This window comes from Faecalimicrobium dakarense (genome assembly GCF_000499525.1).
Lineage (GTDB): Bacteria > Bacillota > Clostridia > Peptostreptococcales > Peptostreptococcaceae > Faecalimicrobium > Faecalimicrobium dakarense.
Genome location: NZ_HG529407.1, coordinates 52186 through 76496 on the forward strand (window position 1 = coordinate 52186; position 24311 = coordinate 76496).

The 24311-nt window shown below is 29.3% G+C and carries 21 protein-coding genes and 2 other annotated features; of the genes, 1 reads left to right on the forward strand and 20 read right to left on the reverse strand.

The window, feature by feature from the left end:
* Window positions 1-11 precede the first annotated feature (11 nt).
* The 8 genes from pheT to infC form a co-directional block, all read right to left on the reverse strand.
* Window positions 12-2402, reverse strand: a complete 2391-nt coding sequence (gene pheT / locus BN899_RS14855) for a phenylalanine--tRNA ligase subunit beta (protein ID WP_042277004.1) — start codon at window positions 2400-2402, stop codon at window positions 12-14.
* Window positions 2403-2418: 16 nt separating this feature from the next.
* Window positions 2419-3438: a phenylalanine--tRNA ligase subunit alpha gene (gene pheS, locus BN899_RS14860; RefSeq protein ID WP_042277006.1), complete on the reverse strand. Its 1020-nt coding sequence runs from the start codon at window positions 3436-3438 to the stop codon at window positions 2419-2421.
* A gap of 52 nt (window positions 3439-3490) precedes the next feature.
* Window positions 3491-3720: a binding site (T-box leader), on the reverse strand.
* 52 nt (window positions 3721-3772) lie between these two features.
* Window positions 3773-4570, reverse strand: coding sequence for a TrmH family RNA methyltransferase (locus BN899_RS14865; protein ID WP_081712286.1), 798 nt, complete (start codon window positions 4568-4570; stop codon window positions 3773-3775).
* A 2-nt stretch (window positions 4571-4572) separates the two neighbouring features.
* The gene (locus tag BN899_RS14870) at window positions 4573-5244 is read right to left on the reverse strand and encodes a potassium channel family protein (protein WP_042277009.1); all 672 of its coding nucleotides are present in this window, start codon (window positions 5242-5244) and stop codon (window positions 4573-4575) included.
* A 64-nt stretch (window positions 5245-5308) separates the two neighbouring features.
* On the reverse strand, window positions 5309-6685 hold the full coding sequence (locus BN899_RS14875; RefSeq protein WP_242824210.1) for a TrkH family potassium uptake protein: 1377 nt from the start codon (window positions 6683-6685) through the stop codon (window positions 5309-5311).
* A 280-nt stretch (window positions 6686-6965) separates the two neighbouring features.
* Window positions 6966-7322 (reverse strand): 50S ribosomal protein L20, encoded by a 357-nt coding sequence (rplT, locus tag BN899_RS14880; RefSeq protein ID WP_042277013.1) that lies wholly within the window; start codon window positions 7320-7322, stop codon window positions 6966-6968.
* 54 nt (window positions 7323-7376) lie between these two features.
* A complete protein-coding gene (rpmI, locus tag BN899_RS14885; protein WP_042277016.1) occupies window positions 7377-7571 on the reverse strand; it encodes a 50S ribosomal protein L35 in 195 nt (64 codons plus the stop codon).
* Between the two features lie 27 nt (window positions 7572-7598).
* Window positions 7599-8108, reverse strand: coding sequence for a translation initiation factor IF-3 (gene infC / locus BN899_RS14890; RefSeq protein WP_081712287.1), 510 nt, complete (start codon window positions 8106-8108; stop codon window positions 7599-7601).
* A gap of 450 nt (window positions 8109-8558) precedes the next feature.
* Between infC and BN899_RS14895 the strand changes: the two genes are divergently transcribed.
* A complete protein-coding gene (locus BN899_RS14895; protein ID WP_042277022.1) occupies window positions 8559-9959 on the forward strand; it encodes an ATP-dependent metallopeptidase FtsH/Yme1/Tma family protein in 1401 nt (466 codons plus the stop codon).
* 70 nt (window positions 9960-10029) lie between these two features.
* On the opposite strand, the gene thrS is transcribed toward BN899_RS14895, so the two are convergent.
* The 12 genes from thrS to BN899_RS14955 form a co-directional block, all read right to left on the reverse strand.
* The gene (gene thrS / locus BN899_RS14900; RefSeq protein ID WP_042277025.1) at window positions 10030-11949 is read right to left on the reverse strand and encodes a threonine--tRNA ligase; all 1920 of its coding nucleotides are present in this window, start codon (window positions 11947-11949) and stop codon (window positions 10030-10032) included.
* A 56-nt stretch (window positions 11950-12005) separates the two neighbouring features.
* Window positions 12006-12233 (reverse strand) — a binding site (T-box leader).
* 54 nt (window positions 12234-12287) lie between these two features.
* Window positions 12288-12890, reverse strand: a complete 603-nt coding sequence (locus BN899_RS14905; protein WP_042277028.1) for a DUF445 domain-containing protein — start codon at window positions 12888-12890, stop codon at window positions 12288-12290.
* Window positions 12891-13065: 175 nt separating this feature from the next.
* On the reverse strand, window positions 13066-13866 hold the full coding sequence (ytxC, locus tag BN899_RS14910; protein ID WP_242824211.1) for a putative sporulation protein YtxC: 801 nt from the start codon (window positions 13864-13866) through the stop codon (window positions 13066-13068).
* A gap of 193 nt (window positions 13867-14059) precedes the next feature.
* Window positions 14060-14995, reverse strand: a complete 936-nt coding sequence (locus BN899_RS14915) for an ABC transporter permease (protein ID WP_042277031.1) — start codon at window positions 14993-14995, stop codon at window positions 14060-14062.
* Window positions 14995-16086, reverse strand: a complete 1092-nt coding sequence (locus BN899_RS14920) for an ABC transporter permease (protein ID WP_042277034.1) — start codon at window positions 16084-16086, stop codon at window positions 14995-14997. Before BN899_RS14920 ends, BN899_RS14915 begins: the two co-directional genes overlap by 1 nt.
* Window positions 16086-17648 (reverse strand): ABC transporter ATP-binding protein, encoded by a 1563-nt coding sequence (locus BN899_RS14925; protein WP_042277037.1) that lies wholly within the window; start codon window positions 17646-17648, stop codon window positions 16086-16088. The genes BN899_RS14920 and BN899_RS14925 overlap by 1 nt, the downstream gene beginning before the upstream one ends.
* A gap of 317 nt (window positions 17649-17965) precedes the next feature.
* Window positions 17966-19015 carry a BMP family lipoprotein gene (locus BN899_RS14930; protein ID WP_042277039.1) on the reverse strand — a complete coding sequence of 350 codons (1050 nt, stop codon included), beginning with the start codon at window positions 19013-19015 and terminating at the stop codon, window positions 17966-17968.
* Between the two features lie 265 nt (window positions 19016-19280).
* Window positions 19281-20126, reverse strand: coding sequence for a DegV family protein (locus BN899_RS14935; protein WP_042277041.1), 846 nt, complete (start codon window positions 20124-20126; stop codon window positions 19281-19283).
* A gap of 44 nt (window positions 20127-20170) precedes the next feature.
* Window positions 20171-20641 carry a tRNA (uridine(34)/cytosine(34)/5-carboxymethylaminomethyluridine(34)-2'-O)-methyltransferase TrmL gene (gene trmL / locus BN899_RS14940; protein ID WP_042277043.1) on the reverse strand — a complete coding sequence of 157 codons (471 nt, stop codon included), beginning with the start codon at window positions 20639-20641 and terminating at the stop codon, window positions 20171-20173.
* A gap of 205 nt (window positions 20642-20846) precedes the next feature.
* Complete coding sequence (locus BN899_RS14945; protein ID WP_081712288.1) at window positions 20847-22208, reverse strand: VanW family protein; 1362 nt, start codon at window positions 22206-22208, stop codon at window positions 20847-20849.
* Window positions 22186-22830, reverse strand: coding sequence for an endonuclease III (nth, locus tag BN899_RS14950; protein ID WP_042277047.1), 645 nt, complete (start codon window positions 22828-22830; stop codon window positions 22186-22188). Before nth ends, BN899_RS14945 begins: the two co-directional genes overlap by 23 nt.
* A gap of 180 nt (window positions 22831-23010) precedes the next feature.
* Window positions 23011-24311, reverse strand: a 1301-nt coding sequence (locus BN899_RS14955; protein WP_042277050.1) for a Lon protease family protein, incomplete at its 5' end; no start/stop codon positions are given.

A 24311-nucleotide genomic window follows, 5' to 3' on the forward strand; every position in this document is an offset into this window, starting at 1 on the left:
CCTTAAGTTAGTTAGTTTGATCTTAAGTTTGCATTTAGTTTCTCACTTAGCTCACTTAATATCTTATCATGTACTTTTGCTACATCTTCATCTGTTAAAGTTTTTTCACTACTTCTATATGTTAAAGAGTATGCTATTGATTTATATCCATCTTCTATTTGAGATCCTTTGTAAACGTCAAATAATTTATAACTTTCAACTAATCCACCTGAATTAGCCTTTATTATATCTTCTATTTGTTTTACAAATACTTCATCTTTAACTATTAATGCTATATCTCTAGATGTTGATGGATATTTTGGTAATGGAGTGTATATTTTAGTTCCATTACAATTATCAAATACTAAATCAGTATTTATTTCAGCTACATAAACTCTTTGTCCTAAGTTATAGTTTTCATCTACATTTGGATGTAATTCTCCAAAAGTACCTATACATATATTATTATACACTACTTTTGCACATCTTCCAGGATGGAATGTAGGATTTGTCGTTTCTGGTTCTATTTCGTAACCTTTTAATCCAACATTATTTAATATAGTTTCTACAATTCCTTTTAGATTAAAGAAGTCTACTTCTTTACCGTACATTCCTACACATAATTTCTTAGTTTCAACTGGTAAACCGTCTTGTGGAGTAAATGTATTTCCGCATTCAAATGCTGATACTGATTCTACTTTGTGAGATATATTTGTAGATATTACATCTAACATATTAGGTATTAATGTAGTTCTCATAACAGAAGTCTCTTCACCTAATGGATTTATTATCTTAACAAAATCTCTCTTTAAATCATCTTGAGATAAGTTTATTTTATCTACACCTCTTGGGCTTACAAATGAATATGTTAATATTTCATTTAATCCCGTTGCTATAGCATTATTTTTTATATTGTCCATAAACTTTTGTTTATCAGTTTTTACACCTGCTGTAGCATTTCCTTCTAAATCAGCTGCTGGAATATTTTCGTAACCATATATTCTAGCTACTTCTTCTAATATATCCGCATCTTCAACTATATCTAGTCTGAAGCTTGGAACTTCTAATTCTAATTTATCAGAACTTATTAAGTTACACTTAAACTCTAAGCTTTCTAATATACTTAAGAATTGATCCATTGCTACGTTAACACCTAATAATTTATTTATTCTTTGAGGATTAACTACTACTTTTTGTATTTCTTGCTTTCTTGGGTAGTTGTCTATCATTCCCTTAAGTACTGTACCACATCCTAATTCTTCTATTAATTGAGATGCTCTATTTATAGCTTCTTCAGCTAAATTCATATCTATACCTTTTTCAAACTTAGATGATGCTTCTGTTCTAAGTCCTAGTTTCTTAGATGTAGCTCTTACGCTTTCTTTTGCAAAGTTTGCACCTTCAAGGAATATTGATGTTGTAGTTTCTTTTATTTCAGAATTTTCTCCACCCATTATTCCAGCTAAGTCTAATGTTTTTTCTCCATTACCTACAACTATCATATCAGAAGTTAATGTTCTTTCAACTCCATCTAATGTAGTGAATTTTTCACCTTCTTTAGCACATTTAACTACCATTTTGTTAGTTTTAACATCATCTAAGTCAAATGCATGAAGTGGTTGACCTAATTCAATCATAACATAGTTTGTTATATCAACTATATTATTTACTGGTCTCATTCCAGCTTCTATAAGTCTTCTTTGCATCCAATATGGAGAAGGTCCTACTTTAACGTCTTTTATAACTCTTCCACAATATCTATTACATAATTCTGTCTCGATCTCTACCTTAAAGTCTATTTCTTCATTAGATTCATTTACTTTAATTTCTGGATAATTAAACTTTTCTCCTAAAGTAACTGCAGCTTCTCTTGCTATACCTATTATTGATCTACAATCAGGTCTATTTGAAGTTATCTCGAATTCTATTAAAGCATCATTTATTCCTAAAGCTTCTCTTACATCCATTCCTAACTCAAATGAATCTTGGTGGTCTAATATATATATTCCGTCCTTCTTGTGTTCTTCAACATATTGAGATGGTATAGTTAATTCTTCAGCACCACAGAACATTCCTTCTGATAATACGCCTCTTAACTTACCTTTTTTTATTTTAAAGTCTCCAGGAAGTACTGCACCTATTCTAGCAACAGGAACATAATCTCCAACTTTTATATTTTTAGCATTAGTTACTATTTGAAGTATTTCTCCATTTGCTACTTCAACCTTTGTAACTGTTAATCTTTCTGCATCTGGATGCTGTTCTATTTCAAGTATTTTACATACCTCAACACCATTTGTTTCTCTTCCAAAGAATTCTACTTTCTCAACTTTTGACCCTGTCATAGTCATCATATCAGCAAATTCTTGAGTATCTTTATCTATATTAACGTAGTCTCTAAGCCATTTTAAAGGTACTAACATATTAAATCCCTCCTAATTAAAATTGATTTAAAAATCTCATATCATTTTCGAATAATAATCTTATATCATCTATTTCATACTTAAGCATTGTAATTCTATCTACACCCATACCGAATGCAAATCCACTATAAACTTCTGGATCTATTCCACAGTTTCTAAGTACATTTGGATGTACCATTCCTGCTCCTAATATTTCTATCCATCCTTCACCTTTACACATAGGGCATCCTGCACCGTCACACTTAAAGCATGTAACATCTACTTCTGCACTAGGTTCTGTGAATGGGAAGTTATGTGGTCTAAACTTAGTTTTTGTTTCTTCTCCAAATAGCTTTTTAACGAACATATTTAATGTTCCTTTTAGTTGCGCCATTGTAACATCTTTACCAACTACAAGACCTTCTATTTGATGGAACATTGGTGAATGTGTAGCATCTGGAGAGTCAAATCTAAAACATCTTCCTGGAGATACTATCTTTATAGGTAATTCTTGGCTTTTCATAGTTCTAACTTGAACTGGAGAAGTTTGAGTTCTAAGTAATAATTCACTATTTATATAGAATGTATCACTCATATCCCTTGATGGATGGTCTTTAGGTGCATTTAATGCATCAAAGTTATTTGCTACAGTTTCAACTTCTGGACCTTCTGCTATTGAGAATCCCATTCCCATAAATATTTCACTTACTTCATCTATTATTTGAGATATTGGATGTTTCTTTCCTACTAAAACGTCTTTAGCTGGCATAGTAACATCTATAACTTCTTCAGCTAATTTCTTTTGTCGCTCTATAGCTTTTAATTCTTCTTTTTTAGAAGATATACTTCCTTCTATTGATTCTCTTACCTTATTAGCAACTTGACCTATAACTGGTCTTTCTTCTGCTGATAACTTACCCATTTCTTTAAGGATAGCAGTTATTTCACCCTTTTTACCTAAGTACTTAACTCTTAAGCTTTCAACTTGTTCTATACTAGTAGCATCTTTAATATCATTTAAAGCTACTTCTTGCAAATTAAGTAATTTTTCTTGCACTATTATCACCCTTTCACGTCTTTTTTGTATTAAAAAAAGCCCTTCATCCCTATCTAGGGACGAAAGACTATAATTTCGCGGTACCACCCTAGTAGTTTATTAAATAAATTAATAAACCACCTCTAATAAACTTAACGCGTTTTAACGTTAAAGCCTACTTCAAATTTCAGCTTTAATACTCCAGAGGGAACTTCTTTTGAATTCTTAGAAAGTACTTTCAGCCTTGGTACTTATCTCTGAACTAAGTTGATTCAAAATACTTTTCTCTTTCATTGTATTTTAAATATACTTTTACATACAATTATATCATAAAATTTATACTGCTTTCAATATGCTAAACTAAGTATTTCTTTATCTCATACATTAGTATGGCTGAACTTATCGCAGCATTTAATGATTCTGCCTTCCCATATATAGGTATTTTAACCAATACATCAGAATTAGATACTAATTCATCATTTATTCCATTAGCTTCATTTCCTATAACTAAAGCGACTTTATAATTATATTCTATTTCATTATAGAAATTATTTGTATCTAAATAGCTAGATACTATATCAAAGTTCTTTAATTTAAGTAATCTTACCGCTTCTTCCTGAGTTGCATGAATTATGTTCATATCAAATATAGATCCCATTGTTGATCTTATAACCTTTGGGTTATATATATCTACACAACCTTTCAACGCTATTATAGCATCAACTCCAGCTGCATCTGCTGTTCTTATTATAGTTCCCATATTACCTGGATCTTGTATTCTATCTAATATTAATACAAATCTATGTTCATCTTTTAAGCTAGTTTCTATATCTTTAGGTTTGAATTTAACAACACCTAATATACCTTGAGTACTTTCTGTATCTACTAACTCATTAAATATTTTATTTGTAGTCTTATATGTTTTTATATTTTTATCTTTAAGTATATTTAAAAACTTTACATGTTCTTCTTTATTTTCAAAATCTTCATTTATAAATACGTAGTCTAAATCAGCACTGCACTCTATAGCTAAAGTCAGTATCCTATATCCTTCTATTATAAATTTTGACTCTTTATTTCTATTCTTTGATTTTAATAACGATTTAGTGTATTTAACTTTATCATTATCTTTTGCAGTTATCATTATAGCCATGGCTATTTTCTCCTAATTAAATCATTATTTTCTGATGCTATGCTGCTTATTTTATTATTTTGTCCAATTACAACTAAAATACTTCCTAATCTAAGCTCTTCATCTGGTGAAGGAGTCACATTTATATTTTTTCCACATTTTATAGCAAGTACAGTTATTTCATATCTAGCTCTTAATTCTAATTCTATTAAAGTTTTTCCTACCCAACTAGTTGGTGTAACAATTTCAACTATTGAGTATTCTGGATCTAATTCTATATGATCTAATATATTATCTGATACTAAATTATGTGCAACTCTTACTCCCATATCTCTTTCTGGGAATACTACTCTATCTGCACCTATCTTATATAAAACTTTAGCTTGTAATTCATCTTTAGCTTTACATACAATTTGAGATACGCCCATTTCTTTAGCTATAAGAGTTGCCATTATAGATGCTCTTATATCCGACCCTATTGCCACTATTGCCACATCAAAGTTTCCAAGTCCTAATGATCTTAGTGATTGCTCATCTGTAACATCCACTATAGCTGCATGAGTAACCTTATCTGCTATGTTTTGAATTACTTCTTCACTTTTATCTATAGCCATAACTTGATGACCTAGTAAGTGCATAGTTGTAGCAACTGAAGCACCAAATCTTCCACAACCAATAACTATATATTGTTTCATAATACTCTTCCTCTCAGTACAAAATTAATTATATTAATATATTTTAATAAAATAGTATCATAGTTTAACCTACTATTATTTTTCCTTCTGGGTATCTAATAGGAGCACTTTTTCTTGGTCCCCTTGAAATTATTGCCATGAATATAGTTAGAGAACCAACCCTTCCCATAAACATAAATAACATTATTAAAATCTTTCCTATCTCACTTAATCTCGGACTTCCACCTATACTTAATCCAACTGTCGCAAATGCTGATACAACTTCAAACCCTGCTTCAACCAAGCTAAATTCCGGATCAGTTATAGATATAAGCAATGTTCCAAGTACTACTACGGATATTCCTATAAAAAATATACCTAAAGATTTTCTTACAATAGAGTCTGATATTCTTCTTCCTAATACTTCTATATCAGCTTTTCCAAGTATAAAACTTCTTACTGTAAGTATTAATGTAGCTAAAGTAGTAACTTTTATACCGCCTCCTGTAGATGCTGAAGACGCTCCTATAAACATTAATATAATCATTATAAATATACTTCCTTGTTGCATCAATGCTAAGTCTACAGTATTAAATCCTGCCGTTCTTAAAGTAACCGATTGGAAAAATGCAGCTAATATTTTTCCTCCAAAGCCTAAGTCTCCTAATGTATCTGGATTTTTAAATTCTAATATAAACAGAGATACCATCCCTAAAGCTATAAGTATACCCGTTGTAATTAGTACTATCTTAGAGTGTAAATTTAACTTAGATAATTTTTTATTTTTTATTATATCTAGTATAACTGGGAATCCTAATCCCCCTAATATTATAAGTAATGATATTGTAACGCTGACTGTAAAGTTATTTACATAAGATGTTAATGATGAGAATTGACCACTAACAGATCCCATTAAATCAAATCCTGCGTTGCAAAATGCCGATATTGCATGGAATACACTATACCAAATACCTCTTAAAAGTCCAAATTGCGGTATAAATACTGTTGATAATAATATGGCTCCCATACCTTCTATCATAAAAGTTATAAGTATTATATATCTTGTTAATTTAACTAATCCTGATAAATCTATTTGATTTAGTGATTCTTGTATTAAAAGTCTCTCTTTTAAATTTATTCTTTTTTTCATTAACAAAGCAAACATCGTCGTTGCAGTCATAAATCCAAGACCACCAATTTGTATTAGTCCTATTATTACTACGTGTCCGAAACCACTCCAATATGTTGCAGTATCAACAGCAATCAATCCCGTAACGCATACTGCAGAAGTGGCTGTGAATAAAGCATCTAAAAAACCTATACTTTCACCACTTCGTGTCGCTATAGGTAGGTTTAGTAAAAATCCTCCTATTAGGATAAGTATAGCAAACCCAACTACCATTATTTGAGTAGGTTGCATTTTATTTATATAAGCGACAATCTTATTTAATATTGTCTTCACTTTAATATAGCCCTCCTTTATAGATTATAGTACTTAATTGTATTTTCCCAAATTTTTGTATACAAGGATTTGAATAATATTACTCTATTATATTCCAATTTTTATTTAAAAACAACAACATAAATTATTATATAAATATATCTTATTATTTATTAAAAATAATAAGATATATTTATATAATAACCATTTTTACACTATAATTATTTCCTATTATAATAAATATATTATAAAACGAAAAAAAAGCTATAGCCCCCATGGACTACAGCTTTTCTTTTTTATATTAAGCTAATTTTGATTTAGCAACTTCTACTAACTTAGCAAATCCTTGCTCGTCATGTATAGCCATTTCAGCTAACATTTTTCTGTTAACTTCTATTCCAGCTAATTTTAATCCGTTCATGAATCTTGAGTATGATAATCCATGAGCTCTAGTTCCAGCGTTTATTCTTTGTATCCAAAGTCTTCTGAAGTCTCTCTTCTTTAACTTTCTTCCTATATATGCGTTCTTTAACGCCTTCATTACGAATGCATTAGCCGGTCTAAATAATTTACTTCTAGATCCTCTAAATCCTTTTGCAAGTTTTAACACTTTTTTATGTTTCTTACGAGCGTTCATAGCTTTTTTAACTCTTGCCATCGTTATGACCTCCTTTGTTTTCCTCTTTTAATGTTTTTATATTTAATCCGTTTTTTAGTATGGTAATAATTGCGCTATTCTTCTAGCATCACCTTCACTAACTAATCCTGACTTTCTTAATTGCATCTTAGTTTTAGCAGCCTTCTTAGTTAGTATATGTCTTCTGAAAGCCTTAGCTCTCTTTAATTTTCCACTTCCAGTTTTCTTGAATCTTTTAGCAGCACCTCTATGAGTTTTCATTTTAGGCATGTTAATTTCCTCCTCTCAGTTAATCATCTATTTTTTTGGATCTATGATTACAACCATGTTATTACCCTCAAATTTAGGGGCCTTAGCTGGTTCTCCAAACTCTTTTACTATATCTATGAATTTAAGCATAACTTCTTTTCCAATATCTTTATGTCCTAATTCTCTACCTCTGAATCTAAGTTCTACTTTAACTTTATCTCCTTTTTTAAGGAACTTTATAGCATTGTTAGCTTTAGTATTTAAATCGTTAGTTTCTATACCTGGTCTAAGTCTTACTTCTTTTACAGTTATAGTCTTTTGATTTTTTTTAGCTTCTTTTTCTTTTCTAGATTGTTCATATTTATATTTACCATAATCCATAAGTTTACATACAGATGGATTAGCATTAGGTGATATTTGTACTAAGTCTAAGTTTTTACTGTTAGCCATTGCTTGAGCTTCTTTAATTGATACTATTCCAAGTTGCTCGCCAGTTTCAGATAAAAGTCTTACTTCTTTATCTCTTATTTCTTCATTGATTGCTAATTCTTTGCTAATAGTAGGACACCTCCAAGTTTTTTATATAAAATAAAAAGCGAATGATATAAATCATCCGCTATATAAGTTAACACATTAAAACGAGTTTTATACTAAATGTATAAAAACTCAACTTATATTTACCCAACAACTTATATCGTAAGGTGAGAAGCGGACTTCTTCTTCGTTTTTAATTATTACTGTATCTAATATATCACCTTTTTAAGATAAATGCAAGTACATTTTTATTTTTTTACATTTTTTTATTTGCATAATTTTTATTTTTTATTCATTTAACATACATTTATATATATTTTCAAAATTTAGATATATGTAATTTTTTATGTAGTTTTTGGTTATACTCTATAATGTTACATAGTGTAAATTATTTATAAAAATTTTAATAATAAATATTAGTAACTTTGGAAAATATAAAATAAATTAACAATTTTATTATTGAGGTGTATGGCTATGAAAATGTTGGACAATTTTTTTAAAAAAGTTAATAAACCAGTACCTGTATTTGCTCAGACTAAAATGGAAAAAGAAAATCCACAAGATGATTCTAATTCCACTAAACCTAAAACTACATTTTGTGATGTTGCAGGTTTAGAAGAAATAAAAGAAGAGCTTTTTGAGATAGTAGACTTTATGAAATCTCCAGATAAGTACAAGAAAATGGGAGCAAAAATTCCTAAAGGAGTGCTTTTTTATGGACCTCCTGGTACAGGAAAAACTCTTCTTGCATCCGCTGTTGCTGGAGAAACTAATGCCTCTTTCTTTAATGTTACTGGATCTGAATTCGTTGAAAAATACGTTGGTGTAGGAGCGAAACGTGTTAGAACATTATTTGAAAAAGCTAGAAAAGAAGCTCCAAGTATAATATTTATAGACGAAGTTGATGCTATAGGCGCAAAAAGACATTTAGAAAGTAATAATGAAAAAGACCAAACTTTAAACCAACTATTAGTTGAAATGGATGGTTTCGTAAAGGACTCAAATGTAATAATAATAGGTGCAACTAACAGACTTGATTTACTTGATGAAGCACTACTTAGACCCGGAAGATTTGACAGACATATACACATTGGTTCACCTAATTATAATACTAGATTTGAAATATTAAAAGTTCACACAAATAATAAACCACTAGACCCTAGTGTTGATCTTGAACTTTTAGCTAAAAAGACTCATGGATTTAATGGAGCTCATCTTTCAAATATAGCTAATGAAGCTGCTATATTTGCAGTTAGAGAAAGTAGTAACGTTATTACTTCTATACATTTTGATAAGGCAATAGAAAGAGTTATTGCAGGGCTTGAATCTAAAAATTCTAAATTAATAGAAAAGGAAAAAGAAATAGTTTCTTATCATGAAGCTGGTCATGCCCTTGTCAGTGATTTAGTAGGTCTTTGCCCTATACAAAAAATATCTATAATTCCTAGAGGTCAGGCTTTAGGGTATGTTCTTCAACTTCCTGATGAAGATAGATATATTTATACTACAGAAGAGTTAACAGGAAAAATGAAGATTTTACTTGCAGGTAAAGCATCTGAGGAATTAATATTTAACCACAAATCAACTGGAGCTAAAGACGACTTAAAGAAAGTGACTGATATCGCCCATCAAATGGTTTGTGAATATGGAATGAGTAAATTAGGCTTTATGACTATTGATGGAAACGATAAAACTTTCTTATCAGGTCAAATACAAAAAGAAGCTAATGATATAGTTCAAAAGTGCTATGATGAAACGTTAGCATTATTAAGAGATAACATAAATGACTTGCATATAGTTTCAAAACATTTATTTGACAAAGAGACTATGACTCATGATGAATTAAAATCTTTAATAAGAAAAGAAATGTGTTAGATAAAAAATTTCATTAAATAAAAATCCCTTAGATATATCTAAGGGATTTTTACTATATATTTATTTAATACTATGCTTGTATTACATTAGTTCTTTCTTCAACTTCTTGTAAAACAGTAGCCATGAATTCATTTAAGCCAAGACTTCCTATTTCACCTTTATCTCTACTTCTTACAGATATAGTCTTATCAGCAGCTTCTTTTTCTCCCACTATTACCATATATGGTATTTTTTGAAGTTGTGCTTCTCTTATCTTAAATCCAGTCTTTTCTGCTCTATCATCTATTTCGACTCTTATACCTTTAGCAAATAATACTTTTTTAACTTCATTAGCATAATCATTGTATTTATCAGAAATAGGAAGTATTCTAACTTGAGTTGGAGCTAACCATACTGGGAATTTACCAGCATAATGTTCTATTAATATTCCTATGAATCTTTCTATACTACCAAATGCAACTCTGTGTATCATTACTGGTCTATGCTTTTCACCATCTTGACCTATATAAGTTATATCAAATCTTTGAGGTAATTGCATATCTAATTGTATAGTACCACATTGCCAAGTTCTTCCTAAGCAATCTCTTAAATGGAAGTCTATTTTAGGACCATAGAATGCTCCATCTCCTTCATTTAATATATAAGGAAGATTTAATTCTTCTAAAGCTTCTCTTAATCCATTTTCAGCTGCTTCCCAATCTTCATCAGATCCCATTGATTTTTCTGGTCTAGTTGATAATTCTAAGTGATATTCAAATCCAAAAGTCTTATAAACTCTATCTATTAAGTCTATAACACCTTTTATTTGATCTTTTATTTGTTCTGGTAACATGAATATATGAGCATCATCTTGAGTGAAGGCTCTAACTCTCATAAGTCCATGTAATGCACCAGATAACTCATGTCTATGAACTCTACCAAGCTCAGCAGCTTTTATAGGGAACTCTTTATATGAATGTGGCTTAGAGTTATAGTATATAAGCGAACCTGGACAGTTCATTGGTTTTATAGCAAAGTCTTGTTCATCTATTTGAACTGTGTACATATTTTCTTTGTAGTTGAACCAGTGTCCTGAAGTTTCCCATAACTTTCTGTCTAATATTATAGGAGTTTCTATTTCACTATATCCATCTTCTCTGTGGATTTCTCTCCAGAATTTTAATAATTCATTTTTAAGTTCCATACCTTTTGGTAAGAATAATGGGAATCCTGGTCCTTCTTCTGGTATGAAGAATAAATCTAATTCTTTACCTAATTTTCTATGGTCTCTCTTTTTAGCTTCCTCTAGCATGTGTAGGTATTCTTCTAAATCTTTGTTCTTTTCAAAAGTTATACCATATATTCTTTGAAGCATTTTATTCTTTTCATCTCCACGCCAGTAAGCACCTGCTACGCTTAATAACTTAACTGCTTTAACTTTTTTAGTTGAAGGTAAGTGTGGTCCCCTACATAAATCTGTGAAATCCCCTTGCTTATAGAAAGATATTATTTCCCCTTCTGGTAATTCTTCTATAAGTTCAACTTTGTATATCTCTTTATTTTCTTTAGCCCAAGCTAAAGCTTCTTCTCTTGGTAGTTCATATCTTTCAACAGATATATCTTCTTTAGCTATTTTCTTCATTTCTTTTTCTAATTTCTCTAAATCTTCATTTGTTAATCTATGTTCTAGGTCTATATCATAGTAGAATCCATTTTCTACAGTTGGCCCTATAGCAAATTTAGCATCTGGATATAATCTCTTTATAGCTTGTGCTAATATATGAGCTGATGTATGTCTAAATACATCTTTCCCTTCCGCATCATCAAATTTAAATAAGTTTAATTCACAGTCCTCTTTAACTATGTGATTTAATCCTACCACTTTGCCATTTACTGACGCTGCAACTATAGCTCTAGCTAAACCTTCACTTATAGACTTCGCTATATCCATAATAGAAACTTCATTTTCAAATTCTCTTACTGATCCATCTTTTAAAGTAATTTTTATCATTGTTATTCCTCCTCAATTTAGTTTTTTATAAAATAAAAAAACTCCTCCCAAAATATATTTGGGACGAGTATTAATTCGCGGTTCCACCCAAGTTGGTCTACAAATGTAGAACCCTCTTGATGACTATAAGGTAGTCAACCGAATACTTTCACATATTATAAATATGCTAATAAATTCTGCTCCAAGGTAGTTTTCAAATAGTCATATTTAAACGGGCTTTCAGCCGGTGACCCATTATCTCTGAAAATTGTTTCTATTTTACTCTTCCTTTTCATAGCTCTTATTTTTAATTTAGTATCATTATATCAGATAGTTATATCTGTAGCAAGAATAATATATTATATAAATATAATTATAATTCCTTGTATAATTCCTATTAAGAAACCTAGTACTAAACCTAATACTTCTATATGCTTTAATTCTTTTTGAGCAATTTTAAGTATTATATCTTCTAATTCATACAAATCTAATTCTGTAATTTTATTTTCTACCATTTTTTGAATATTTATACGTTCATTTGCTTTAATTATTAAATCTTTACTTAAATCATCGATACTATTTTTTACTTCTACCTCTACAATATCTATAATATATCCTTGAATAAGATTTTTTATAGAGCTTGGTGCTAGAGACATTTTTTCATTTATTATAAGTTTAACTTTAATTTTTATATATTCTACAACATTTTGTTTATCTTCTTCTGTAATGATATTATCTAAGATTTCCTCTAAAGAAAGAAATTCTTCTTCTATTACCATTCCTATGTTACCGGCTATCTCTGCTTTTCTCTTTGGAATCAAACCTATTATTTCTTTATTTATTAAAGGTATTTTAATAGGTTTTATCGGCCTAAATATAAGTTTTATAGCTATTATATTAGTTATATATCCAATTAGTCCACCAATACTTGCTAATACTAGTATTTTCAAAATATTGTTCATTATAAGTTCTCCTTAGTTTATCTTATTAGTAAGTTTTTTAAGCTATATACTATTATAAATCTTACTTAATAATTAAAAAAGTAGTTTTTTAAGTTAATAAACAATATATTTAATCTCTCGTATATAATAACTTATGATAATTAGACATATTTGTTAAACAAAATTTAATTAAATTTTAATTTTGATAAATTACACTTACTCTATTATCAAAGATAGATGATATAGTACTTATTATTTCCTTTGATGAGTTGTTATTTAGTGTATCTAATATTTCTATTTTTTTAGGACATAACGTTAATAGTGTGCTTATAAGAAAATCTTCATAGTTTAAATTTTCTTTTATTGCCATATTTATAATCTCTTCGTCATCAATACTATCTATTTTATTTCCATGTTTATCATATAGAATAAAGGAATTATCATTCATAATATGTACTCTAAGTAAATCCATTTTTTCTTCTTGTATTTCTATAAAATATTTTAGTACATTTATAAATTCATCTTGGTCCTTTTTTATAAGATATTCCTCCAGTGCTGCATCCCCTATAGCTGATAGATATTTAGTAAATTCTTTCATTCTAAACTTTACAAATCCATCTATGTTTATATAGTTGTTGCTTAATATGTAGTTATAAACTTTTGTATTTATAGAATTTTTAATAATCATTTCTTTTTGATTAAAAATTTCTATAGATTTTAAATAAATACCCTCTTGATCATCAGTATATATTTCGCTATATTGCTTATATATATATTCTTTTAGTATATTATCCTTAATTACATCTATTATTAGATTTGTTATTTCCTCAGCTATTTCTGTGTTATCCTTGATACCTTTATTGTCTATTCTCAGTAATATTTCTATAAGTTCACCATCATATCTTAACTCTTTTTCAAAATTATTATTATTTAAAAATTTCATTACAGATATTTGATCTTCTTTAGGTAAACTTAAATGTATGTCTTGTTCTGTCAAAACTATCGCTCCTTTCTCATTATAAGAGGAACCATGGATAGATATATTTTAAATTTGTTATATCCTATAAATTTTATTATTTCTATATTTCTTTTTTTAATTCATATTATAAAGAATTCTCTTCACTCAAATTTCTTCATAATAATATAAATTTAGGAATAAAAAAAATGATAGCTAAGCTATCATTTTTTTATTATCTTTCACCTTTTTTGTATGAACTACCTAAAGCTGCCGGAGCCTTAGAACTCTTAACAAATAATACTAATACTATTAATGTAACTATATAAGGTATCATTGATAATAAGTTTTCATTTATACTAAATGGTAACTCTGGATTTCCAAAGAATACTGATAAAGCCGTAGAGAAACCAAATAACAAACAAGCTACCATAGCCCATTGCGGTCTCCACTTACCAAATATTACTGCTGCCATAGCTATATATCCTTGTCCAGATATTAATGTAGGTCTGAATGAAGAAACAACAGCTAAACTCATTGAAGCTCCACCTAAACCTGCTAATATACCAGATATTATAACAGCCATATATCTTGTTTTAGCAACATTTATACCTAATGTATCAGCTGCACCTGGATGTTCTCCAACCGCTCTTACTCTAAGACCAAATTTAGTTTTATATAATACATACCATACTAAAGCAACTAATACAAATGCTAAAAATACAGTTGCATATGAGTTGAATATTGTATCTAATATGCTACCTTGTGGGAATAAACCATTTAACGGTCTTGGTATCTTATTTTCCATTGGTATTGTTGGAGTCATTGTAGCTCCATCAAACATTATTTTAGATGCAAATAAAGCAACTCCTGGAGCTAATAAGTTTATTGCAACCCCAGAAATAGTGTGGTCTGCATTACAACTTATTGTAGCAAAGGCATGGATTAATGCGAATAATCCACCTGCTAATCCACCTACTAAAAATGCTATCCATGGATTTCCTACTAAAAACCCTGCTGCTGCTGCTGCGAATGCACCTATAGTCATCATTCCTTCTATTCCGATATTAACTATACCAGAATTCTCTGAGAATACACCGCCTAATGCTGCAAATATTAGGGGTGTAGAGTACATTAAAGTTGTACTAAGAATTAAAGCTAAATCTTCCATTATGCATTGCCCCCTTTATTTTTCTTATCTCTCATTTTTACATATAACATTCTTAAAACGCTACTTAAAGCTATGAAGTAAACTATTGATCCTATAACTATATTTACAACCTCTGAAGGAGCTCCTATAGATTGCATCTTAGTTCCACCATATTTAAATGCACCGAATAATAATCCTGAGAATATAACTCCTATTGGGTTACTGTTAGCAATAAGGGCAACAGCTATACCATCAAAACCATATCCTTCTTGTGCTGCAAGGATTGTTATGTTGTGAGATACACCCATAACTTGTATAGCACCAGCTATACCTGCAAGTAAACCTGCTATGGCCATAGATTTTAATATAGAGCTATTAACATTTATACCACCGTATTCAGCACCGTACTTATTAAATCCAACTCCTCTTAGTTCGAATCCTAAAGTTGTTTTAAATAATATGAATGCTATTATTAGTACAAGTACTATAGATATTACTATACCCCAGTTTACTTTAGTAGCAGGTCCTACTAATCCATTTAACCAGTGTATTCCTATACTAGCACTTTCATGTATATTTATTGATGCTTCACTGTTTGCTCTAGCTAACCAAGTACTTTTTATCATAAAGTTACTTAGGTAGAAAGCTATCCAGTTAAGCATTATTGTAGCTATAACTTCGTTTATACCAAATTTAGATTTTAACCATCCTGCAAATCCACCCCAAATAGCTCCACCAAGTGCTGCCATTAAAAGTACAAATGGTACATGTATTATTGCAGGTAATTGAACTCCTGCACCAACTATAGTTGCGACTAATGAACCTATTATAAATTGACCTTCTGCCCCTATATTAAATAGTCCTGTCTTAAATGCAAAGGCAATAGATAAACCTGTTAATATAAGTGGTGTAGATCTTATTATAGTCCATGCTATAAATTTAGGCTTTCCAAATATACCTTCTATCATAGCTGAGTATGCTTCTATTGGATTATGTCCAGCTATAATTAAAGCTATAGCCCCAACTATTAATCCTAATACTATAGATACTAAAGAGAATAATATAGTATTATCTACTAGAGAGACTTTTTTCTTTTTTGCTTTATCGCTCATTATTCGTCACCTCCTGCCATCATTAATCCTAATGTATTTTCATCTGCATCTTTCGCATCAACTATTCCTACTATTTTTCCTTCATATATTACTGCTATTCTATCAGATACGTTCATAACTTCATCTAATTCTAAAGATACTAATAATACTGCATTTCCTTCATCTCTTTGCTTTACTAATGACTTGTGAACAAACTCTATAGCTCCAACATCTAATCCTCTTGTCGGTTGAGTTGCTATTAATAATTGTGGTTCTCCTGTAGCTGCTCTTGCAACCTCTATATTATCAACTTCTCTACCTATTATAACCTTTTGTTGGTTACCTCCAGATAAAGCTCTTGATTTTACAGTGTGATCTGTTGGTCTAACATCGAATCTTTCTATTATTCCATCAGCATATTTTTCTATTGCATCTTTATTTAATATTCCATTTTTAGAGAATCTAGGATCTTTATAGTTTTGTAAAACTGTATTTTCAGCAACACTAAAATCTAATATTAATCCTCTTTTATGTCTATCTTCTGGTATATTTTTTATACCTTTTTTAAACACGTCTTTTGGACTATTATTTATGACTTCATGTCCATTAATCTTTATGCTTCCTGATTGAGATTTTCTAAGTCCAGTTAAAGCTTCAACAAGTTCTGACTGACCATTACCATCTATACCAGCAATACCTAATATTTCACCAGCTTTTACTTCTAGAGATAAACCATCTACTACTGATATCTTTCTATTATCCTTAACAATTAAATCTTTTATCTCTAATACCGATTGCTTTGGCTTTGCTTCAACTTTATCAACTTTAAAGTTTACTTCTCTACCAACCATCATTGCAGCTAATTCATCTTCAGTAGTTTCAGATACTTTTACAGTATCTATATATTTACCTCTTCTGATTATTGTACAGTGATCTGCAGCTGCTTTTATTTCTTTTAACTTATGAGTAATTATAATTACAGACTTACCTTCTTTAGTTAAGTTTCTTATTATTTGTATAAGTTCTATTATTTCTTGTGGTGTTAAAACAGCTGTAGGTTCATCTAGTATTAATATTTCAGCTCCTCTATATAAAGCTTTTAATATTTCTACCCTTTGTTGCATCCCAACAGTTATATCTTCAATTTTAGCGTTTGGATCAACATATAATCCATATTTCTCTGATATTGCTTTAACGTCTTCTATAGCTTTGCTTATGTCTACAGCGCCTAATCCTTTTGTTGGCTCAGTACCAAGTATTATGTTTTGAGCTACTGTGAAAGGTTGAACTAGCATGAAATGTTGATGCACCATACCTATTCCATTTTGTATAGCTACATTTGGATTATCCATTTTAACTAATTTCCCATTTATATGTATATCACCTGATGTTTGGTGATATAAACCATATAATATGTTCATTAGAGTAGATTTTCCTGCTCCGTTCTCACCTAAAAGAGCATGTACTTCACCTTTATGAACAGTCAAGTCTATGTTATCATTCGCAACGAAGTTTCCGAACTTTTTAGTTATCTTTTTCATTTCTACAACTTTTTTGCTGTAGTCGACATTACTATTATTCATCGCTCTTTTTATCCTCCTTAATTTAATAGTCAGCATTTTTATTATACTAAAATACTGCTAGTATAACAAACCATTTTACATATTTTTTTCTTTTTAGTTTGTTTTTTGTGTTTTTTTGTCGAATTTAAATAATTTTGTTTTAATTTTTAACCATTAGACCAATATAATTCCTCTAAATTCATATACTTTTTATTCTTTCCAAAACCTCTTAAAATATTTTATTATACATAGTTACTATTAATTTAATAGTACTCTGTTTTTAAAAAGCTTGTCACAAAAAAAGCTATCCTAATTTTAGGATAGCCCTTTATTTTTAATTATTTCTTTAATTCCTTGTATTCTTTTTCATTTTCAGGAACTTTTATTTCGCCCTTTTTAATTTTTTCAGCTACTTCGTTAACGTATTTTAATACATCCGGTTGAACATTTTTAGAACTAGTTTCAGCTATACCAACTCCACCCATATCTAATGTATTAACTATAACTTGTCCTGGCTTATACTTACCTTCTATCATAGACTTAGCTGCATCATAAACTGCAACATCTATGTTTTTCATTGCTGAAGTTATTACGTTATCTGGAGCTAATTTATTTTGATCTTGGTCAACACCTATAGCTTTTTTCCCATTTTCTTTAGCAGCTTCTATTGCACCTATACCACAAGCACCGGCAGCTGTAAATATTACATCAACTCCATCTTTGTGCATTTGGTTAGCTATCGACTTACCTTTTGCCATATCTGTAAAGCTGTTTGTATATTGAACACTTACTTTTGCATTTGGATCAGTAGCCTCAACACCAGCTCTAAATCCATAGTCAAATCTATCTATAACTTCACCTGATATACCACCGATGAAACCAACTTTATGACTTTCACTCATCTTAGCAGCAACTACACCTGTTAAATAAGATGATACGTGATCTTCAAATAATAATGATGTTACGTTTTCTGGCTGCTTCTCATATGCAGCATCCACAAGAGCAAATTGATTTTCTGGGTAGTTTTTAGCTGCTTCTTCTATAGCATCTGCTAATTTAAATCCTACACCTATTATTAAATCAGTATCTTCTTCAACTAATGTTTCAACGTTAGGTACATAGTCAGCATCTTGCTTTGATTCTAAGTACTTAACTTTAACTTTATCTTCACCAAATTCTTTTTTTATCTTTTCTAATCCAGCCCATGCAGATTGGTTAAATGATTCATCATTAACTCCACCTGTGTCTGTAACCATAGCTATCTTGAATACCTTTTCTCCATCTGCATTCTCAGCCACTTCTTTTTTCTCTCCTGAGCTACATCCAACTAGCACACTAGCACTCATAACTGTAACTAATGCTACAGATAATAACTTTTTAAGTTTCATAAGTATCCTCCTAAAAACCTCATATATATATTGTGTAATAATTATCTTTATTTTACTACACTTTATACTTTTTTTCTATATTTAATTCAATTTTCACAAGAAAATTTTTGATTTTTATGTAATATCTTGACATTCTTATCCAATATAGTGCATCATATTATATATATATGCTATTCTATTTTAAATTAAAATTAAAATTTCATTTTATATCTTATTATATTAAAAAAACTTTCAAATTATATTTGAAAGTTCTTTATTCTTAAAGTTATTTTTTAAAGCATACTACTCCAGTTAAACCCGGTCCTGCATGAGACCCTATTACTGTTCCTATTTGGAAATATTCTATATTCTTTGGATTAAACTCTTCTTTAACAACTTCTGTAAATCTATCCTTTTCTTTAAAATCGTCACTATATGCTATGTACATAGTTTGATCCGAGAAATTTGTTCCACAATTTTCTTTTATAATCTCTACCATTTTTGATATTACATTTTTCTTTCCTCTTACTTGACACACAGGCGCAACTAGTCCATTTTTTATATCAAGTATTGGCTTTATGTTTAAAATACTACCTATAGCAGCTTTAGTAGATGATATTCTACCACCTTTTTGTAAATATTCTAATGTATCAACAGAGAATAATACATAAGTTTTTTCTCTTAATTTATCTATCTCAGAAAGTATTTCTTCAACTTCTTTTCCTTCTTGAGCCATTTGTGCAGCTTTAACTACTAATAGCCCAACTAAATACGTTAATGTTTGAGAATCATAAGTATGTATTTCACCTTCTGTATCATTCTTTGCCATTATAGCACTTTGGTATGTTCCTGTAGCTGCAGAAGAACCTGCTATATAAAGTATCTTTCTTCCTTCATTTACATATTTATCAAAAACCTCTTTAAATTGTGCATATGTGGCCTGTGAAGTTTTTGGGTATGCATTTTCTTCTCTTAGTATTTTATAAAAGTCATCATTAGATATATCAATTCCATCTTTATATTCTTTTCCATCTAATATAACTGTAAGTGGCACTACTTCTATATCGTATTTTTCTATCAATTCTTTAGGTATATCTGATAAACTATCGCATATTATTTTTAAATTTTTCATTAAAACATGCCCCCTTCTAAAAACAGTGTTTCGGATTTTTAAGATTATCTCATATTAGGATAACCTAATTGTCTTAATGCTTCATATACAACTATTGCAACTGAATTAGATAAATTCAGTGATCTAGCTTTTTCTACATTTATCATAGGTATTCTTATACAAGTTTCTAAATTTGCTTTTATTAACGTTTCTGGTAATCCTTTTGTTTCTTTTCCGAATACTATAAATGAGTTATCAACAAATTCTACATCTGAGTGTGATTGATTCACCTTTGTTGTAGAGAAGAAAAATTTCCCATCAGGATTTTTCTCAACTACTTCTTCGAAACTATCATAATATTGTATATTCGCTAAGTCCCAATAGTCAAGTCCGCTTCTTTTTAAATACTTATCTTCTAATGAAAATCCTAAAGGTCTTACTAAATGCAGGATCGTCCCTGTCGCTGCACACGTTCTTATTATATTACCTGTATTTTGAGGTATTTCTGGCTCTACTAAGACTACATTTAATGACATATCCATCCTCCTTAAATATTTCTATTTGTATTTTATAGTCAATTAAACTATGTAAAATCTAACAATTTTATATTTTAATATTAGTCCAAATACAATTATAGCAGAAAATTACTTTTCTAAGAACTCACTTTCGTAAACTTCTTAGATATATGTACAATAAATGAAATCTTCTATTTATATTAATATAAATAGAAGATTTCATTTATCAAATAATTTCTTTATCTATATTGTCTATAACCTTCTTTTTAGTACCATATACAACTACCTTATCCATAGGAGGATAATAGCTTTCACTAATAAATTCTTTTGTGTTGCCTTTATCTCCTTTATAAATTCTGAAAGTATTTATTTTATATCCAGTTCTCCCATTTTGCGATACTGTTTTTTCTCCTTCAAAAAGCTCTTTGCTAGTTTTTATCTTAACTTTATTAGGTACTGATTTTATAATTTCTGTTGTTACTTCAATCTCCTTTTTATCTTCCTTATTACCATATATAGTTGTTACTATTTTATTATCATACATTTTATGAGTTATAAATATAGGTGTATTGTATTTATTTTTAAATCTAAAGTCTAAATTCCCTGTTGCAACTGTTGCATCTCTACCTTTAGAAACATAGGCACTTGGTATACTATGATTTCTTACTTTTGTAATTTCAAGACCTGCATAGAGTGCTGCATTATACATAGTACTTGATACTTGGCATATACCACCACCTAAACCTTGTTCTAATTTTCCATTAATTATTACTGGAGCATTTTTAAACTGTGATTGAATGCTACTGTCATTAACATAATGATTAAATGAAAATTCTTCATATGGTTTAACTATTACATTGTTAGTTGCTCTAGCAGCAACATCTATGTTATTGACCCTATTTTCTAACTTAGTATTAAAATGAGTTTCATAAGTTCCAAGGACTGTATCTATTTTACTTAATTCATCATATACAAAATTGGGTTTAATGCTAATTGTTGGTATTTTTTCATCATTAGAAAAAACTTTATTCACATCTAATATAATTGATTTTTTCAGTTTATCTACATCTATCTTTATTCCATATGTTTCTTTTGTATAATTGAATTTATCATTTTCTAATTTAATAGTTGCATTTATAGGTTCTACCTTAATATTTTCATTTAAAAAATTTATATATTTATCTAAGTTCTTTTCATTATAGCTACATTTTAAATCAATAGATTTATTCTCACCTAAATCTAAGTCTACTTTTGTTTTAATATTAGATATTATATCTTTATCGCGTCCAATATTATATGCTTTTTCTACAGATTCATCGATATTATAAACTATTCCTAAATCTTTTTTATTTAACTTATAAACTTTATCTTCATATATTAAGTTAACCTCATTATAATGATTTATAGTTTCTTTAACTTTTCTTTTAGCTTCATCCTTAGTTAATCCGGATATATCTATAGACATTATAGATATATTTTTGTGTATCTTTCCTTCTCTAGTTATTGCTTGAGATAAATTTGTACTACCTAAAAAAAAGATTCCTACTGACAATAATAATATTATCTTAAGTCGTTTCAATTTTGTCATCCCTCTCTTTATAGTAATTACAGTTACTTTTTATAGGGCAAATACTACATTCTGGATTTCTTGCTTTACACATCCTCCTTCCATGAAATATTAAAAGATGATGTGAATGAGACCATCTGTTTTTTGGTATTGCTTCCATAAGAGCAAACTCTGTTTTTTCTGGAGTATGTGTATTAACTATACCTATTCTATTTGATACTCTAAAAACATGGGTATCTACTGCTATTGCATCTTGTCCAAATGCATTACTTAAAACTACTCCTGCAGTTTTTCTTCCTACACCTGGAAGTTTTATAAGTTCTTCTAATGTATTTGGTACTTCTCCACCATAAAGGTTAAATAAAGTTTGTGATGTTGCTTTTATTTTTTCAGCCTTACTTTTATATAATCCGCAGCTTTTTATCTCTTTACTAATTTCTTCAACACTTAATTTAGAAAAATCTTGCGCGGTATTATATTTTTTAAATAATTCTCCTGTTACCTTATTAACTCTTACATCTGTACATTGCGCTGATAATATAGTTGCAATTAAAAGTTCAAAAGGAGTTGTATAATCTAACTCACATTTAGCATCTGGGTAAAGTTTTTCTAGTTCATCTAGTATTTCATTTACATTTTTCATTTAAAATCCCCCTAAAATTTAAATTATAATAATATTATCTATCATAATCAGCAATATATAACAAATTATTATTGCTAATTTTTATTATATATTTTTTATTTTAAATAAAAAGAAAGCAAAAGCTTAGTTAGCTTTTGCTTTTTCTCATTATATAGTTACCCAGTATATAAATCATTAAAACTATTTATCTTCTAGTTTTTGAGTTTTTGAAAATTTTAATAATCTTTCTTTTACAAGTTTTTTAACTTCTTCAAATTTCATATCTGTTAATATTTCTATTGCTTCTTCAACCTTATCAACTGTATAAATCTTAAATTTTCCATCTTCAATTGCTTTATTTACTTCATCAGATAAAACTAAATTTCTACTATTATTTTTAGGAATTATTACACCTTGATTATCGTTTAATCCTTTTTTCTTACACGCTGAGTAAAATCCTTCTATTTTTTCAGTAATTCCTCCGACTACCTGTATTTCACCTTTTTGATTCATTGAGCCTGTTGCTGCAATATTTTGTTTCAAAGGAACATTACTTAATGATGATAGTAGTGCATATAATTCCGCTCCTGTTGCACTGTCACCTTCTATTCCTCCATAGTTTTGCTCAAAACAAATGTATGCATTTAATGATAATGGGAATTCTTGGGCAAAGTTTTCAGCTAAATATCCACCTAGTATTAATACACCTTTATTGTGTATAGGCCCGCTCATTTTAACTTCTCTTTCTATATTCACAATTCCATCATTACCAGGACTAGTAGTCACAGTTATTCTTGATGGTCTTCCAAATGAATACTCACCTGTATTTAAAACTGATAAACCATTTATAACTCCTACCCTACTTCCCTCAGTTTCTATAAGAGTAAATCCATTTTCTAATGATTCATCCATTCTATTTTCAATCCTATTTAATCTTTTTCTTCTTTCATCTATAGCTTTTTTTACATCTTCTTTATCTACATATTCCACACATCTAATTTTGGCATATGCATCTCCTTCTACTATAACTTCCATAATTTTATTAAATTTTGTTGATAATTTGTAATTATCTCCTGCAATTCTTGTGCTAAATTTAACTACTTCTTGGACTGCATCATATGTGAAATGTTTTAAATCTCCCTTGTTACATTGAAAGGCTATGAATTTTGCTATTCCATCTTCATTTACCTCATTTTTTTCCATCTCGTCATCAAAATCAACAAATACTTTAAAGTATTTACTAAAATCCGAATCATAACTATATAAAGCATTGTACATATAGTTATCTCCTATTAGTATTACCTTCATATCTATCGGCATACTTTCTGGTTTTATAGCTGTTTGAGTATCCACACCCATTTTTCTAGATTGAATAGCTCTCTTTAGCATATCCCATGATAATGCATATCTTAAAAGTTGGTCTACATATAAAACTAAATAGCCACCATTAGCTTTATGAACTGCACCTGGTATTAGCTTAGTGAAATCAGTTTTTATATTTC

Bases quoted from the DNA above. Each gene is read 5' to 3' on its own strand.
- pheT (WP_042277004.1), bottom strand. From the start codon at position 2,402: ATGTTAGTACCTTTAAAATGGCTTAGAGACTACGTTAATATAGATAAA.
- BN899_RS14865 (WP_081712286.1), bottom strand. From the start codon at position 4,570: ATGGCTATAATGATAACTGCAAAAGATAATGATAAAGTTAAATACACT.
- BN899_RS14870 (WP_042277009.1), bottom strand. From the start codon at position 5,244: ATGAAACAATATATAGTTATTGGTTGTGGAAGATTTGGTGCTTCAGTT.
- rplT (WP_042277013.1), bottom strand. From the start codon at position 7,322: ATGGCAAGAGTTAAAAAAGCTATGAACGCTCGTAAGAAACATAAAAAA.
- rpmI (WP_042277016.1), bottom strand. From the start codon at position 7,571: ATGCCTAAAATGAAAACTCATAGAGGTGCTGCTAAAAGATTCAAGAAA.
- BN899_RS14895 (WP_042277022.1), top strand. From the start codon at position 8,559: ATGAAAATGTTGGACAATTTTTTTAAAAAAGTTAATAAACCAGTACCT.
- thrS (WP_042277025.1), bottom strand. From the start codon at position 11,949: ATGATAAAAATTACTTTAAAAGATGGATCAGTAAGAGAATTTGAAAAT.
- BN899_RS14905 (WP_042277028.1), bottom strand. From the start codon at position 12,890: ATGAACAATATTTTGAAAATACTAGTATTAGCAAGTATTGGTGGACTA.
- BN899_RS14915 (WP_042277031.1), bottom strand. From the start codon at position 14,995: ATGGAAGATTTAGCTTTAATTCTTAGTACAACTTTAATGTACTCTACA.
- BN899_RS14920 (WP_042277034.1), bottom strand. From the start codon at position 16,086: ATGAGCGATAAAGCAAAAAAGAAAAAAGTCTCTCTAGTAGATAATACT.
- BN899_RS14925 (WP_042277037.1), bottom strand. From the start codon at position 17,648: ATGAATAATAGTAATGTCGACTACAGCAAAAAAGTTGTAGAAATGAAA.
- BN899_RS14930 (WP_042277039.1), bottom strand. From the start codon at position 19,015: ATGAAACTTAAAAAGTTATTATCTGTAGCATTAGTTACAGTTATGAGT.
- BN899_RS14935 (WP_042277041.1), bottom strand. From the start codon at position 20,126: ATGAAAAATTTAAAAATAATATGCGATAGTTTATCAGATATACCTAAA.
- trmL (WP_042277043.1), bottom strand. From the start codon at position 20,641: ATGTCATTAAATGTAGTCTTAGTAGAGCCAGAAATACCTCAAAATACA.
- BN899_RS14945 (WP_081712288.1), bottom strand. From the start codon at position 22,208: ATGACAAAATTGAAACGACTTAAGATAATATTATTATTGTCAGTAGGA.
- nth (WP_042277047.1), bottom strand. From the start codon at position 22,830: ATGAAAAATGTAAATGAAATACTAGATGAACTAGAAAAACTTTACCCA.